At 71.7% G+C, this 14,908-nt stretch carries 12 protein-coding genes; 3 read left to right on the forward strand and 9 right to left on the reverse strand.

Translation table 11 applies throughout. The features are described 5' to 3' along the window. Positions 1-111: 111 nt before the first annotated feature. Entirely contained in the window at positions 112-495 is a 384-nt protein-coding gene (locus tag G3576_RS09580) for a RidA family protein (RefSeq protein WP_164694164.1), read from the forward strand. Positions 496-501: 6 nt separating this feature from the next. Here the strand turns inward: G3576_RS09580 and G3576_RS09585 are convergent, their stop codons facing one another. The 4 genes from G3576_RS09585 to G3576_RS09600 all read right to left on the reverse strand — a co-directional run bounded on the left by G3576_RS09585 (position 502) and on the right by G3576_RS09600 (position 5,556). Continuing rightward, positions 502-1,473, reverse strand: a complete 972-nt coding sequence (locus tag G3576_RS09585) for a Bug family tripartite tricarboxylate transporter substrate binding protein (RefSeq protein WP_164694165.1) — start codon at positions 1,471-1,473, stop codon at positions 502-504. A gap of 62 nt (positions 1,474-1,535) precedes the next feature. Continuing rightward, the gene (locus G3576_RS09590) at positions 1,536-3,305 is read right to left on the reverse strand and encodes an adenine deaminase (RefSeq protein WP_164694166.1); all 1,770 of its coding nucleotides are present in this window, start codon (positions 3,303-3,305) and stop codon (positions 1,536-1,538) included. Continuing rightward, positions 3,302-4,873 carry an ABC transporter substrate-binding protein gene (locus G3576_RS09595; RefSeq protein ID WP_164694167.1) on the reverse strand — a complete coding sequence of 524 codons (1,572 nt, stop codon included), beginning with the start codon at positions 4,871-4,873 and terminating at the stop codon, positions 3,302-3,304. The genes G3576_RS09590 and G3576_RS09595 overlap by 4 nt, the downstream gene beginning before the upstream one ends. Further along, positions 4,870-5,556, reverse strand: a complete 687-nt coding sequence (locus G3576_RS09600; RefSeq protein WP_164694168.1) for a phosphoribosyltransferase — start codon at positions 5,554-5,556, stop codon at positions 4,870-4,872. The genes G3576_RS09595 and G3576_RS09600 overlap by 4 nt, the downstream gene beginning before the upstream one ends. A gap of 127 nt (positions 5,557-5,683) precedes the next feature. Here G3576_RS09600 and G3576_RS09605 point away from each other — a divergent pair, with 127 nt between their 5' ends. Continuing rightward, a complete protein-coding gene (locus tag G3576_RS09605) occupies positions 5,684-6,610 on the forward strand; it encodes a nucleoside hydrolase (RefSeq protein WP_164694169.1) in 927 nt (308 codons plus the stop codon). Here G3576_RS09605 and G3576_RS09610 read toward each other — a convergent pair. From G3576_RS09610 to G3576_RS09630, 5 genes are all read right to left on the reverse strand, one after another. Further along, complete coding sequence (locus G3576_RS09610; RefSeq protein WP_164694170.1) at positions 6,607-9,516, reverse strand: response regulator; 2,910 nt, start codon at positions 9,514-9,516, stop codon at positions 6,607-6,609. The two genes, G3576_RS09605 and G3576_RS09610, sit on opposite strands and share 4 nt — an antisense overlap. Before the next feature lies 1 nt (position 9,517). Beyond that, entirely contained in the window at positions 9,518-10,546 is a 1,029-nt protein-coding gene (locus tag G3576_RS09615) for a TRAP transporter substrate-binding protein (protein ID WP_328728777.1), read from the reverse strand. 251 nt (positions 10,547-10,797) lie between these two features. Further along, positions 10,798-11,124, reverse strand: coding sequence for a hypothetical protein (locus G3576_RS09620; RefSeq protein ID WP_164694172.1), 327 nt, complete (start codon positions 11,122-11,124; stop codon positions 10,798-10,800). Between the two features lie 82 nt (positions 11,125-11,206). Further along, entirely contained in the window at positions 11,207-12,811 is a 1,605-nt protein-coding gene (locus G3576_RS32530; protein ID WP_164694173.1) for a glycosyltransferase family 2 protein, read from the reverse strand. 87 nt (positions 12,812-12,898) lie between these two features. Then, entirely contained in the window at positions 12,899-13,837 is a 939-nt protein-coding gene (locus tag G3576_RS09630; RefSeq protein ID WP_164694174.1) for a hypothetical protein, read from the reverse strand. Positions 13,838-14,083: 246 nt separating this feature from the next. Here G3576_RS09630 and rfbF point away from each other — a divergent pair, with 246 nt between their 5' ends. Next, positions 14,084-14,899 carry a glucose-1-phosphate cytidylyltransferase gene (gene rfbF, locus G3576_RS09635; RefSeq protein ID WP_164694175.1) on the forward strand — a complete coding sequence of 272 codons (816 nt, stop codon included), beginning with the start codon at positions 14,084-14,086 and terminating at the stop codon, positions 14,897-14,899. The last annotated feature ends 9 nt before the right edge of the window (positions 14,900-14,908 follow it).

The raw sequence follows: 14,908 nt of genomic DNA on the forward strand, positions 1-14,908 counted from the left end.
GAAATCGATTGCAGAGAGTTTGCCGGATTGCGGGACGGATTCAACAGCGGAGTGGGTTCCCGTGTCGGACGGGCCGGCTACAGTCCTGATCCACCGTCAGGAGGCTATGCGTTGGACAGGCAGGTCATCACCTCATCCAAGGTCACCTGGATGCGCTCCGGCGTCTCCCACGCCGTGCGGGCGGGCGACATGGTCTATGTGACGGGCGCGACGCCCTTCCATGGCGACCGGCAGATCGCAAAGGGCGACTTCGCCGCGCAGCTCCACCAGGTCATGAAGAACATCATCGCCATCCTGGAGGAGGCGGGCACGGGGCTCGACCGCGCGGTGAAGATGAATATCGCGCTGACCGACATGGACCGCTACGCGGAGTTCGACGCGATCTTCAAGACCTATTTCGAGCCCGGCAACTACCCCGCGCGGCAGACGATCGAGAGCCGGCGCCTGGCGCATCCCGACTTCCTCGTCTCGATCGACTGCATCGCCTGCTGCTGACGGGCGTCAGTCCGGCGTCAGCCCGATCTCCGTGATCAGGCGGCCGATCCGCGCGCTTTCGGTCCTGACGCGCTCCGCCAGTTCGGCGGGGCCGAGCGCGAAGGGCGCGGTGCCGATCGGCAGCTTCTCCGCGAAGGCGGGGGACCTCACGGCGTCCAGGATATCCGCCGCCGCGCGATCCACCGTGGCGGCGGGCGTGGCCTTCGGGAAGAAGACCGCCATCCAGGCATTCATGAGCTGGATGCCTGGCGCGGCCTCCGCCAGGGTCGGCACTTCCGGCAGCAGCGGATGGCGTTCCGTGCCGTTGAAGGCCAGCGGCCGCAGCGCCCCGGACTGGATATGCGGCAGGGTGATGGAGAAGCTGTCCATCGTGACCTGCACGCGGTTGGCGAGCAGGTCGGTGTTGCCGGCCGCGCTGGTGCGGTAGGGCACGTGCTGCATCGGGAAGTCGAGTCCCCGCGCCAGCGCCTCCAGGTTCAGATGCGGCACGGTGGCGTTGCCGGGGGAGTAGTAGAAGACCGGGCTGTCCGCGGGGCGTGACCGGGCATAGGCCGCGAGTTCGGCCAGGCTGCGCACCGGCAGCGCGGCATTGACGGCGAGGAAGGAGCTGGAGATGGCCAGCCCCGTCACTGCCTGCAGATCGGGGAAGGGATCGAAGCGCGGGTTGCGCTGGATATGCGGCAGGATGGTGAGCGCCGCGGCCGCCACCACGCCGCAGACGCTGCCATCGGCGGGCGCGCGGATCAGGTTGTTGGCGCCCAGCATGCCGCCGGCGCCGGGCAGGTTCTCCGCCGCGGTACGCCAGCCATGGCGCTGGCCCATCACCTCCAGCAGCACGCGCGCCACCTGGTCCGTGATGTTGCCGGCGCCATAGCCGATGATCATGCGGGTCGGTGGCGACCAGGTCCGCGACGCCTGGGCGAAGGCGGGAAGGGGAAGGGCAGCGAGGCTGCCCATCAGCCAGTGGCGACGCCGCATCCGTGGTCTCCGTTGCCTTGGACGCGAAGGCTACGGAGCCCGGTGCGGCGCAACAAGTCCCATCAGGCGGGAAGCGGCTCCGCGGGGTCGAAGATCTCGCCCGTGGCGCCATCGGTCAGGCCGAGGTCGGTCGGGTGCGGCGCCGGGTTGCAGGCCAGCGACAGGCCCGTCATCGCCCGGAACACCCGGAAGGGGCCCTGCCAGTCGATGACCTGGTCGGCCTCCGTCCGCAGGGCGGCGAAGTTGGCGGCGGTGACCTCCGGCGGCGTCTCCGCCAGCAGGCCGGCGATGGGCAGCGGGACCAGCGCGGTCACCTTGCCGTTGCGCGCCACGGCCATGCCGCCGCCGCACTCGATCAGCGCATTGGCGGCGGCCTGCATGTCGGCGGGGTCGCGGCCGAGGACGAGCAAATTGTGGCTGTCATGGCTGATAGTGGTGGCGATGGCGCCGCGGGGATTGCCCCAGCCCTCGATGATGGCGGTCTGGGGAATGGCGGGGACGCGGCCATGGCGGTGGATGATGGTGATGCAGGCATGGTCGGGCGGCAGGACGGCGAAGCCGTTGCGCACCGCGACCTCCACGCTGCCCCACTTCCCATGCCGCGCGCCGACAATCTTTCGCAGGCGCGCGGTGCCATCGCCCACGCCATTCACGCGCGGCATGAAGGATTCGATGGGCTGGACGGACAGCTTCACCGTGTCGGTCGGGCCCTTCGTCCGACGCGGCGCCTCCAGCAGCTTGCCGTCCTTCGCGACGAGCTTGCCCGCCGTGAAGACGCGCTCCACCGTCACGGAGGGCAGGTCCGACAGCACGACAATATCCGCCTGCCGCCCCGCGCCGATCAGGCCGAGATCGTCGCGCTTGAGGCGCATCGCCGCGTGGAAGGTCGCGCAGCGGATCGCGGCGATGGGATTCATCCCGCGCGCGATGATGCGCGCCATCGTGTCGCGCAGCCCGCCCTTCTCCAGCAGCTCATCCGGGAAGATGTCGTCGGTGCAGAAGACGAGGTTGGGCGGCAGCATCGGCAGCGCGGCCAGCGCCGTCAGCACGCCAGGCAGCACATAGTCGTGGCTGCCGCGCAGCTCCACCGTCATGCCGGTGCGGAGCTTCTGCAGGAAATCCTCCGGCCCCACGATCTCATGGCAGCTGGTCACGCCCGCGCTCGCATAGGCCTGCAGGTCGCCATCCACCATGCCGCGGGCATGGCCGTTGACGTTCTTGCCGGAAGCCAGGCCCGCGCCGACGATCCCCGCCATATGCGGCGTGCCGCGCAGCACGCCGGGCATGTCCATCACCTCCGCGACGCCGGCGATCTCCGGCCAGGACAGCATCTCCGCCATCTCCGCCGGGCCGATATCGGCACCCGCCACTTCCAGCCCCGGCGCGGAGGGCACGCAGGAGGGCGCGGCCACCAGGCTCCGCAGCGGCAGGTCGCGGGAGGCATCGATGGCCCAGCGGACGCCGGGCAGGCCGAGCACATTGGCGAGTTCATGCGGATCCCAGACGCAGGTGGTGGTGCCGGCGGGCACCACGCTCGCGGCGTAATCCGCCGGCGCCATCAGGCTGCTTTCGTAATGCAGGTGGCTGTCGATGAAGCCCGGCGCGAGGAATTTGCCCGACACATCCTCGATGCGCTCCGCATCCTCCCGCGATCCGGGCGCGTGGACGGAGGCGATGATCGGGCCGACGATGCCGACATCCGCGGCGCGGAGTTCGCCGGTCGCGACATCGACGACGGTGCCGCCCATCAGCAGCAGGTCGAAGCGGGCGGAACCCCGCGCGGCCTGGACGGCGCGGGCGCGGAGCGCGGGATCGACGGGGTCGTGGGTCATCGGGCAGCCCTTCCGGCGCTGAAGGCCAGCGTCATCTCATCGGTGCGGGGTTCGTAGGTGAAGCCGCGGCGCATCGCCCAGGTGTTCTGCGCGAAGTAGAGCGGGATCAGCGCGGTGTGATCCACCAGCGCCAGGCGCGTCGCGCGCTGCGTGAGCGCGCGCCGCTGTTCGTCGTCGATGGTGGTGCGCGCCTGCTGGATCAGCGCATCGACCTCCGCGTTGGAGAACCGCCCGCGATTGGCAGTGCCAAGGCCGAGCGTCGTGTTCCAGCTGTGGATCTGCGTCTCCAGCATCCCGAGCAGTTCCGGGTTCGGGGAGAAGCCGGCCAGGTTCACGCTGTAGCGCAGCTGCGCGGCTTCGCTCAGCCAGACGGCGCGGGTGCGGGTTTCCACCGTGGTGGTCAGGCCGAGGCGCGTCCACATCTGCGCGATCGCCTGCACCACCTGCTCGTCATTGACGAAGCGGTCATTGGGGCCGTTGACCTGCACGGCGAAGCCCTGCGCGAAGCCCGCCTCCGCCAGCAGGCGCCGCGCCTCCTCCAGGTTGAAGGGCGGCGGCGTCATGTCGGGCGAGGTGCCGAAATAGCCGGGCGGGCCGAGGTCCCCGGCCGGCGTCCCCTGGCCCTGCAGGATGCGGCTGGTCAGGGCTTCCCGGTTGATGGCGAGCGACAGGGCGCGGCGCACGCGGGCATCGCGCAGCGGGTTCGGGATGCGGCTGCCATCCTTGGCGCGGATATGCGGGCTGTCCTCCCGGTCGCTGTCCAAGGTCAGGAACAGCAGGCGGTTGGAGGGGCTTTCGGCGACGGTGAAGCGCGCGGGATCCGCGCGGAAGCGCGTCAGCTGGTCGGGCGGCACGATCTCGATCAGGTCGACATCGCCGGCCTGCAGCGCGGCGCTGCGCGCGCCGGCATTGGCGATGGGGCGGAACTCCACGCGGGCGAAGGCGGGGGCGGGGCCGTGGAAGTTCGGGTTGCGCTCCATCACCACGGGGCTGCCGGGCTGCCAGGAGACGTGGCGGAAGGGCCCGGTGCCGACCATGACGCGGCCCGCATTGTAGTCCTGCGTCGTCGCGCCCTCGCCGTGCTTCCTCGACACGATCATGACGAGCGCAAGGAAGTTCGGCAGCAGCGGCGTCGGCTGCGTGGTGCGGATGCGCAGCGTCGTCGCATCCACCGCCTCCACCGAGGAGATCGGGCGCGTGGCGTAGCGGAAGCTGGACGGTGAGTTCGGCACGTCGCCGGCGCGGGCGATGGTGAAGGCCACATCCTCCACCGTGACCGGCGCGCCATCATGGAAGCGCGCCACGGGGTCGAGCTTCACCTCCCAGGTCAGCTCATCCACCGCGCGCATGCTGGTCGCGATGGCGGGGCGCAGCGCCTGGCGGGCATCCTGTTCCATCAGCGGCTGGAAGACATGCCGGCTGAAGGCGATGTTGGTGATCAGGCTGGCGAAATGCGGGTCGAGGCTGGTGGGCCCGGCCTCCACCCCGATGCGGATGGAATCCTGTGCGACGGCGGGGCTGGCGAGGAGCGGCGCTGCCAGCAGGGCGGCGCGAAGCGTCTTGATCATGCGGCGTGGTCCAGGGAGGGGCAGAGATTGTGCGGCGCCGTGCCGGCTTCCGGCAGCCAGCCGGTGCCAGCGCGGCGGAGGATCGGCGTGGCGAAGGCGGCGCGGACGGGAATGGCCTCCGGCCAGGCCTGCTGCCAGCGATGGCCCTGCGCCATGGCGACCAGCAGCCCGACCGGCGTGACTCCCACGGCCTGCAGCAGCGCGAGGCCCGCCAGCGCCGAGGCACCGGTGCTGACCACGTCATCCACCAGCAGCACGCGCCGGCCTTCAAGCCGATGCACGATGCGCGGGTCGAGCCAGAGCCGGCGCTCGATGGGGGAGGTGATGGAGTGGACGGGGACGGAGAGCCGTTCCTCGTACCAGCGCTTGCGGGACCAGCCGGGCGCCACCCAGTTCGGGTGGCCGAGCGCTTCGGCGACCAGGGGGGCGAAGACCTGGCCGAGGCTCGGCAGGCCGACCACGACCTCCGCGCCCAGCGGGCGCGCCGCCGCCGTCATCCAGCCGGCCAGGGCGCGGACCACGGGGAAGCTCGCCTGGTTGGCGATCAGCCCGGCCACGGCGAAGTCGCCGAAATCGCGGATCGGCAGCGGCAGCACCCGGCCATCAGGCAGGGGGGCGGGGTAGAACGCGAAGAAGGCTTCGGGCGCCGGCTCAGGCGCCTCGAAGCTCTGCCAGAACTCCATCAGGGATCCCGTTGGGCGAGGGGAACGCACCGTGGCATGGTGCGGCGCGACGCCGCAACGTGGCATGCTGCGGCGCGACGCCGCAACGTGGCATGCTGCGGCGCGACACCGCAACCCGGGACCCGCCATGCCGCGCACCACCATCATCGACTGCGATCCCGGGACAGACGACGCCATCGCGCTGTGGCTGGCGCTGGGGTCGCCGGAGCTGGATGTGAAGCTCATCACCGTCGCGGGCGGCAATGTCGGGCTGGACCGCACCACCGCCAATGCGCGCGCCGTGGTCGGGCTGGCGGGCAAGGCGGTGCCCATCGTGGCCGGCGCCGAGCGGTCGCTGATGGCGCCCTTCCGGGCGGAGACGGCGGTGCACGGCAATGACGGCCTCGGCGGCGTCATGCTGCCGGAGGGCCCGCCGCTGGCGCCCGGCATCGCGGCCGATGCGATCCGCGACCTGCTGCGGGCTTCGCCGCCGGCCTCCGTCACCGTGATCGGGCTTGGTCCCGTCACCAACCTGGCGCTGGCCTTCGCCGCGGAGCCGGCGCTGGTGGATCGGGTGCAGGATCTGGTGCTGATGTCGGGCGCCTGGTCGGAGGGCAACATCACCCCCGCCGCCGAGTTCAACGCCTGGAACGACCCGGAGGCGCTGGCCATCCTGCTGAATCTCGGCCTGAAGGTCGCGATCGCGACGCTCGACCTGACCTTCCAGGCCAGGGTGACGCCGGCGGTGATCGAGGCGCTGGCCGCGCGGGAGGGTGGCGCCTGCTGGCGCGCGGCGCTGGCGATCCTGCGGGCGCTGCCGATGTCGCGCCGCATGAATGGGCAGGGCTTCCCCCTGCATGATCCCTGCGCCATCGCCTGGGTGATCGCGCCGCATCTGTTCGGCGTGAAGGACGCGGCGGCGGAGGTGGACTGCACGCCCGGACCCTCCCGCGGGCGGACGGTGATCGACCGCTGGAACCGGCTCGGGCGGCCTGCCAACCTGGCGCTGATGGAGACGCTGGACGCGCCGCGCTTCTTCGACCTGCTGGCGGCGCGGATCGCGCCGCTGCCCTAATCCCCCACGCCCTGCGCCATGCGGGGCGGGGGCGCGGCGTCATTGGTGGCGGCGCGCACCATCGGGGCCTCGATCAGCGGCAGCGTCGCGGCCGCCACTTCCAGCACCTGGCGGAGGCTGGCGCTGGGGTCGCGGCCGGCATGGATCTCCGCCTGCATGGCCTCGGTGACGGCGCCGAGTCGGCGCGCCCCCAGCGTGCGGGCGGCGCCCAGCATCCGGTGGGCGGCGTGGCGCAGCCGGGGCGGGTCATCCGCGATGGCGGGGGAGGAAAGCGTCTCGTAGCCCAGCCGGACCTCGCCCACGAATTCGCTGATGACGACATCGGCGGTGGGACCGAGATCGGCGGCCAGGTTGCGCAGCGCCGCATCGTCCAGCAGCGGCTGCTGCATCTCCCTGGACACGGCGGCGCCGGCGCCGTCCAGCGGGTGGCCGGCGGCCAGGCGCTGCACCGCGGCCAGCAGGCTTTCCCGGTCGATCGGCTTGGCCAGGTGCCCATCCATGCCCGCGGCGCGGCAGGCCGCGACCTGTTCCGGCAGGGCGGAGGCGGTGACGGCCAGCACCGGCACGCGCTGCCGGGCACCGTCCAGCTGGCGGATCCGGCGCGTGGCCTCGAGGCCATCCATCACCGGCATCTGCACATCCATCAGCACCACGTCGTAGCTGTCCCGCTGCACCGCGGCGAGGGCTTCGGCGCCGTCGGCGGCGCTGTCCACGCGGTGCCCGGCGGCGACCAGCATGGCGCGGGCCACCATGCGGTTGGCCGCGACATCGTCGGCGACCAGCACGCGGAGGCTGCGGCCGGGCGCGGGCGGCAGGATGTCCGCGGGCGCGGCGGCCAGGGCGGCGGCCGGCATCGGGACTTCCCGCAGCGGCAACTCCACCCAGAACAGCGCGCCCTGGCCGGCTTCGCTGTCGCAGCCGATCTCCCCGCCCATGGCGGCGGCGAGGCGGGCGGAGATGGCAAGGCCGAGGCCGGTGCCGGCGCCGTCCTGCCCCGCGACCGGGAAGAGCTGGGAGAAATCCTCGAACAGCAGGTGCCGCTTTTCCGGCGGCACGCCCGGGCCGGTATCCTTCACCTCGATCCGGAGGCCCGGCCGGCCACCGGACAGCGGCAGGGCGCGGAAATCCACGCGCCCGCCGGGCGGCGTGAACTTCACGGCATTGGACAGCAGGTTCAGCAGCATCTGCCGCAGCCGCGTCGCATCCGCCTCCACCGCCGGCGGCGTGCCGGGGTCGATGTGCAGCGTCAGCGTCAGGCCCTTGCGGTCCACCTCCGGCGCCAGCAGCCCGGCGCAGGCGTCGAGCATCGGGCGCACGGCGACGTCGCGGAGATGGAGGTCGAGCTTCCCGGCCTCGATCTTCGAGAGGTCGAGAAGGCTGTTCACCAGTTCCAGCAGGTGGCGGCCGGCATCGTGCAGGGTCTCCACCTGCTCCCGCTGCTCCTCCGTCAGGTTGGGGTCGCGCAGCAGGACCTGGGCGAAGCCCAGCACGCCGTTCAGCGGCGTGCGGAGTTCGTGCGACATGCGCGCCAGGAACTGGGACTTCGCCTCGCCCGCCGCGCGGGCGCCGTCGCGGGCGGCGGCCAGCTCATCCATCGCGCGCTTCAGCGGCGTGATGTCGGTGCGGATGCCGACGGTGCCGCCATCCGGCGTGCTGCGTTCGGTGATCAGCACCCAGCGGCCATCGGGCAGCAGGCGCTCGATCGGCGGGTTGTTGGCGTGGCGCCAGGCATCCATCTCGTCGATGAAGGCCTCGATGTCGCCGACGGCCTGGGGATACTGCCCGCGCCTGGCGCCTTCGCGCATGATGTCGCGGAAGGAAGCGCCCGCTTTGATGAAGGGCGCCGAGATCGCGTAGAATTCCTTGTAGCGCTGGTTGCAGGCGATCAGGCGGTCGTCCGGGCCGAACATGACGAAGCCGTCCGACATGCTCTCCAGCGCATTCTCGAGCGTGGAGCGCCAGCGGGCGCGTTCCGCCTCCACCTTCTCCCTCTGCCGCAGGCCGAGCAGCAGGGCGGCGGCCAGCGCCAGCACCAGGGCGGCGAAGGCGCCGGAGACCAGCAGCGCGCGCTCCCGGTCGAATTCCCAGCCCGCCAGGGCCGCGCTGCGCTCCACCGTCGTGACGACGGAGAGGGAGGGGTAGAGCGTCGGGCGGACGGCGACCAGCACCGGTTCGTCGTTGAAGCGGCTGCGCGCCTGGGTGCCGTTGCCGAGCGCGCCGGAGGGCACCGCGAGCCGCCTTCCGATGCGCGTCTCGTCATGCGGCAGCGCGGCCAGCAGCGTGCCGTCGTCCCGTTCCAGCGTGACGCGCATGCCCGGCGCCTCGCCACCCACCGAGAGCAGGGAGCCCACCAGCGGCACCGGCACTTCCGCCACCGCGGTGACGTTGCCGATGACGGGCATGCGGATGGGGCGCGCGAAGAACAGGGCCCATTCGCCGGTGGCGGGATTCTGCACCGGCCCGCCGATCATCACGCTGCCCGCATGCGGCGCCGCATCGGTGAAGGCGGGGCCGAGGGGCAGCGGCAGGGGACGGCGGCGGGAGACGGCGAGCGCGGTCGAGATCGGCATGCCATCCGACCCCACCAGCAGCACGTCGCGGAAGGTGAAATTCTGGTTGTTCAGCTCCCGCATCACGCGGCCGGCGCCATTCGCGTCGAACCGGCCGTCCCGCGTGTAGGGCGCCAGGATGGCCGGCAGGCCCGCCAGCATGGCATCGACCTGCACGAAGTTGCGGTTGATGGAGGCTTCGACCGCGCGGGCGACCCGGTTGGCGGTGTCGCTCGCGGCCGTCAGCGCCGCGTCGCGCGACCGCTCCAGCAGCAGGGCCGTCGCCACCACCTGCGCGAGCAGGATGGCGAAGACGGCACCGAGGACGGCGAGGCGGAGGCGGCGCGCTGTCTGCATGCTATTCGGGCTTCGCCCTGATGCCGAGGGTGGGCGCCAGGTGTTCGTTCCAGGCCTCCACGCAATCCATGCCGCAGCGGTTGACCCAGCGCGGCAGCACCACCTCCGTCAGCAGGCGGCGGCGGCGGTCGTCATCGGCGGCGGTGACCGGTACGACGGTCATGCTGCCGCGGCGGCCGGTGGTGCAGGCGGGCTGGCCGGCATTGCAGGCGAGGCCATCGCCCGTCTCCCGGTCAGCGGCGTTCCAGATCTCCGGCTCCAGGTCGGCGACGCCGCGGCGGATGATCTCCTGGATGTCAGGGGACAAGGCGGCCCAGGCGGTCTGGTTGGCGCCGAAGATGGAAATGCCCCAGGTGATGGCCATGGCGTGGACGTGGCTCGTCACCTCATGCAGCCCGACGGCATTGCCGGACAGGGTGCCGGTGATGGCGCATTCGACGACGCCGCCGCGGATCGCCTGCACCATCTCCGCGAAGGGGGTCACGACCGGCGTCGCGCCCAGCGCCTGCACCATCTCCGACTGCCCGACGGAGGAGGTGCGGATGCGCCGGCCCGCCAGGTCCGACAGGCCGTTGAAGGGGCGGGTGCAGAAGACGACCTGGGCCGGGTAGGTGTAGATGCCCAGCAGCTCGATCGAATAGCGCTCCCGCAGCACCTGCTCGATATGGGGGCGGTAGGCGCCGACGGTCTGGCGCAGCGTGCGCATGTCCGGCGACAGGGCCGGCAGGTCCACCGCGTTGAATTCCGGCTCCTCGGTCGCCACCACGGCCAGCAGGGCGGTGCCGAAGGGCACGACGCCGAGCCGCATGAGCTGCAGCATCTCCTGACCGCGGATGCCGCTGCGGTCGAAGGGGGCGATCTCCGCCACCACGCGGCCCTGCGTCAGCTCCGTGATCCGCCGGCGCCAGAACGGCTCCTCATAGCGGACATACTGGCTGACATCGGCGAGGCCGCCGACCACCTTCAGCCGTGCCTGGGGTTCCTGCTGCGCCTGGGCCGGCGGGGACCCGAGCGTTGCAAGCGCCAGCACGGACGCGACTGCAAGACCGAACCGGCGACGTGCCGAAGCCATGCGGAATTCCCCGGAGAAGCGACGATCATCCTGACGGTCCGGCGCAGGGGGCGCCAGGGTCAGTCTCACCACGTGGTATAGCAATTTCTTTAACGATTGCGACAACCCTAACGCGAGTCAGCGCAATCGCCATCGCGTGTTCATGCGAAAACGGCGGATTTTGCCACGCGATTGGGCAAGGCTTTACCCCGGATCGGGGTCGCCGCCTCTCAGGGCAGCATGTCGCGCAGCCAGGCTTCCGAGTCCGGCGGCAGGCCCGCCCAGGACGCCTTGGGGCCGACAGTCGTCACCAGCAGCAGGCCCGTGCGCCGGAAGCCCCGCCGCGCCAGCGCGCGCTGGAAATGGCTCACGAGGTAGGAGGGGGAGAGGTCGGTGGAGACGAGGATGCTGTCATCGGCCACCGCCCAATGGGCGTCCGCCACCTCCCAGATCGCGTCGCGAACGGCCTTGCGCATGCCCTCCGCCCCGCCGGCCTCGGGGCTCGCGCCTTCGGCATCGGCGGCATCGGGGCGATGGATGACGAGGGACAGGCTCATGGCTGGATTGTCGCCGCAATCCGTGGCGCCGTGAAGCCCGCGATGCGGCCGGTGATGCGCGGCGAGCCGAGGGCCCGGCCTGCTACAGGCCGGCCGCTGCCCGATCCTGCCGCCAGGCGAGGGTGTCCTCCATCAGGCCAAGCTCCACCAGCGCATCGGGGCCGGTGAAGGGGCGCGCCAGCGGCCCTGCGAGGGAGAAGGCCGGGTCCGCTTCCAGCTTGCGGAGGTAGCGCCGGTATTCCCGGGACCCGTCGTAGTGGATGCCCCGCGTCACCGCATCCACGGCCCGCTCATGGAAATCCTGCAGGAATTTGTAGTGCAGCAGCACGCCGCTCGGCTGTTCGGCGGCCAGGCGCATCGGCGCGATCCTGTGGGTGGAGGCGAGCAGCGCCGCGCCTTCCCGCCAACGGATCAGTGGCAGCTTGGTGACGGTCGGCGATCGCGGCGGGGCCCAGGCCCGGAAGCGGGCGGACACGCGCAGGCCGGGGACGCGCAGGCCAAGGTTGAACAGCTTCTGTCGCAGCCAGCGCAGGCCATTGGCCGGATCGGCTTCCGGGAAGAACAGCCGCTCCCTGATCCCGCCATAGTCCAGCGTGCCGGGAAAGTCCTCGATCCGCTCCCGCCGCAGCCGGGGCGGCTCGAACAGCGGGGCGGCTTCGCTCAGATCCTCGCCCGGCCGATAGGCGCAGTCGGTCAGGGGGCCGCGAGGGAAGCAGTCCAGCATGATCGTGCGAAAGGCCTCGGCCCCCTGGGCGTCCAGGTGGCGTGTCAGGGCCGGCAGGCCGACACGGTCGCTGCCGGGGAAGACCAGCTGCTCGTCCGCGTCCAGCACCAGGGCCCAGTGGCCGCGGCCCCAGGCATCCAGCACCGCATTCGTCCAGGTGATGCCGAAGGAGGAGGCCGCATAGTCACCAGGCGCGTCGATCAGGTGCGCGCCCGCCCTCTGCGCCACGTCGCGGGTTCCATCGGTGGAGCGGTTGTCGATGACGATGAAGCGGTCGACGCCGAGCTGGCGCGCCGCCTCGATGGCCGCCGGCAGGCGCAACTCCTCGTTCCGCACCACCAGCAGGGCGAGGATCTCGCCCGGCCGCGGCGCGGGTGGCGGGCCGATCGGGGCCAGGCCGTCCGGCAGGCTCGGCACGGGGGCCCGCGCCTGGGCGCTGGTGCCCGCCAGGGCGCGGGCAGCGATGACGGGATCGTCGCCGAAGGGGCCGGCGAAAGGCAGGCCGCTGCCGAAGGCGGCCGGCAGGTCGGCCAGGGAGAGCGCGGCCCCATCGGGCCGCCGATGCGCCAGCGGGGCGGCGGGGCGCGGCAGGGCGCTGCGTGCCCGCTCCGCCAGGGCGGCGGCATCCGCCGCGCCGTCACCGAGGCGCCTGGCGGTTGCCGCGGACAAGCACCAGGCATCGCCGGCGTCCCGGCCAGGATGGTCGCCCGCCCGCAGCGCGGCCGCGATCTCCGCCGGCGGCCGGACCGGCAGCGCGCCGGGTGGCAGCCAGGCCAGCGCGACCAGGGCGGGGTCGGAGAGGGCCTGGCGCAGCGCCGGCCCGTCATCCGCGCTGACCGGGCGGGCGCCCCAGCCTGCCAGCCGGTCCGCCACCCGCGCGGCGGCGCCCAGCACCACCACCCCCGCGAGCGGCGGGGCGAGTGCCTCGGCAAGGGCCGCGGGAGGAGAACGAGTGGCGGTCACGGTCAAGGCGTTCTCCGGTCCATCGGGCGGCAGGGCAGCGTAACGTGACGACTGCGGCCCGGTTGCGGCTTGCGCCACGGTGGTGGCTCAGCTGGGGGAGGCGCTGCCCGTGGTCTCGGCGGCGACGCTGGCCGGCGCGGCCGCCCGGCGCCCGCGCCACCAGGCAAGCGTGCCGCGCACCACGATGCCGGCGCGCCGCTTGATGTCGCGCAGCCCCTCCTTCACCTCGGTCCGCCAGAAGAAGGGCTTCACGGGGTGCCACAGCATGTCGGGCCGCGTGCCCATCCGGTAGAGCGGCGGCTTGAAGACCAGCGTGCCGGGGGAGAGGTTCACCTGCAGCGGCGTGTTGGTGTAGTGGCGGCCGCGATAGCGCTGCGGCGTCATCGGCCCGTCGCCGCCGAGGTCGATGACCGTGAGGCCGGCTTCCATGCCGAGCGTCGGCCAGGTCGCCTCGCAATGGCCGCCCCAGCCTTCGCGGTAGGCGGCATCCATCACACGCATCATGGCGGCGGAGGCGCGGTATATCGGCAGGAAGGCGCGCCACTGGCGCGATTCCGGCAGCGGCATCGGCGCGCTGAGCGAGGGCCAGTTGTACCAGTCCGGATCGCTGTCGCGCGGGATCAGGCCGGGCGCCAGCAGGTCGGCCTCATCATCCTCGAAGGCGTCGAGGAAGCGGCGCCAGCGGCCGGAGTAGCGGACATCGTATTCCACCACCCAGTAGCGCGCATGCTGCGGCTGGGCGCGGTAGTAGTGCAGCGCGATCAGGTCCGTGTGCCCGCCGGCCCAGAGCGTCCAGGCCTCGCCCCCGGATTTCGCGGGGTAGCCCGGGAACCGCATCTCCGGCGTGCGGACGATGTGGTGTGGCACGTCGGCGAGGCGCTTCGGGACCGGCGCGCCCGGGCCCAGGTGGATGATCACCACGGGCCGGTAATGGGCGGGGCAGGCGGCGCGCAGGCGGTCGAAGGCGCGCGCCGCCCAGCGGTCGAAGAAATGGGTCTGGAACAGCAGCGCGGTGGTTGGCGGCATGCGAGGCTCTGCTCCCTGCCACGCGCGGGGCGCGCGAGGCTCCGTGCCGCGCGCGGGACGTGCGCGGTCGTGCAGACGCAACCTGCGCGGTCGGCGTGGGCATTGCGCCTCAACAAGCCGCGACGCACGCGGTTGCGAGCGGCTGTCTAGCAACCGCGTGAGTTGCGGAACCTTCTTGTTCCGGCAGCGCTCCCCGGACAGTCGTTCCGGCTGTGCTGCATGGCCGGACCATCAGGGAATTTCGTCATGACAGTGCGCAAGGCAGTCATCCTCGCCGGCGGCTACGGCACGAGGCTGATGGAGGAGACGGAGACGCGGCCGAAACCGATGGTCGAGATCGGCGGGCGGCCGATCCTCTGGCACATCATGAAGATCTACTCGGCGCACGGGATCAACGAATTCGTGATCGCGCTGGGCTACAAGGGCTACATGATCAAGGAGTTCTTCGCGAACTACCGTCTGCACATGTCGGACGTGACCTTCGACTACGGCCGCAACGACATCTCCACCCATGTCGGCCGCGCGGAAGCCTGGAAGGTGACGCTGGTGGATACGGGGGCGGAGACGATGACCGGCGGGCGCCTGAAGCGGCTGGCCGATTACGTCGGTGACGAGCCCTTCTGCATGACCTATGGCGACGGCGTCGCGCAGATCGATATCGGTGGCCTCATCCGCTACCACGAAAGCCATGGCCGCGCCGCGACCGTGACCGCGGTTCGCCCGCCCAGCCGCTTCGGCGCGCTGGAGACGGACAGCAACGGCCAGGTGCGCAGGTTCCGGGAAAAGCCGCCGGGCGATGGCATGCGGATCAACGGGGGCTTCTTCATCCTCTCGCCCCAGGTGCTGGACTACATCCCCGGCGACGAGACGGTGTTCGAGAAGGAGCCGATGGAGCGCCTCGCCGAGGATGGCGAACTGATGGCCTGGGAGCATGACGGCTTCTGGCATTCCATGGACACGCTGCGGGACAAGCGGGCGCTGGAATCCCTCTGGAGCGCCGGCGACGCGCCCTGGATGAAGCAGCCCCGCATGGAACGCGCGCCCTCCATCGTCACGGCCTGAGGTTCGCCG

The organism is Falsiroseomonas algicola, assembly GCF_011040385.1.
In the GTDB taxonomy this organism is placed as follows: domain Bacteria; phylum Pseudomonadota; class Alphaproteobacteria; order Acetobacterales; family Acetobacteraceae; genus Falsiroseomonas; species Falsiroseomonas algicola.

Bases quoted from the DNA above. Each gene is read 5' to 3' on its own strand.
- G3576_RS09585 (WP_164694165.1), bottom strand. From the start codon at position 1,473: ATGCGGCGTCGCCACTGGCTGATGGGCAGCCTCGCTGCCCTTCCCCTT.
- G3576_RS09605 (WP_164694169.1), top strand. From the start codon at position 5,684: ATGCCGCGCACCACCATCATCGACTGCGATCCCGGGACAGACGACGCC.
- G3576_RS09610 (WP_164694170.1), bottom strand. From the start codon at position 9,516: ATGCAGACAGCGCGCCGCCTCCGCCTCGCCGTCCTCGGTGCCGTCTTC.
- G3576_RS09630 (WP_164694174.1), bottom strand. From the start codon at position 13,837: ATGCCGCCAACCACCGCGCTGCTGTTCCAGACCCATTTCTTCGACCGC.
- rfbF (WP_164694175.1), top strand. From the start codon at position 14,084: ATGACAGTGCGCAAGGCAGTCATCCTCGCCGGCGGCTACGGCACGAGG.
- G3576_RS09595 (WP_164694167.1), bottom strand. From the start codon at position 4,873: ATGATCAAGACGCTTCGCGCCGCCCTGCTGGCAGCGCCGCTCCTCGCC.
- G3576_RS09590 (WP_164694166.1), bottom strand. From the start codon at position 3,305: ATGACCCACGACCCCGTCGATCCCGCGCTCCGCGCCCGCGCCGTCCAG.
- G3576_RS09620 (WP_164694172.1), bottom strand. From the start codon at position 11,124: ATGAGCCTGTCCCTCGTCATCCATCGCCCCGATGCCGCCGATGCCGAA.
- G3576_RS09600 (WP_164694168.1), bottom strand. From the start codon at position 5,556: ATGGAGTTCTGGCAGAGCTTCGAGGCGCCTGAGCCGGCGCCCGAAGCC.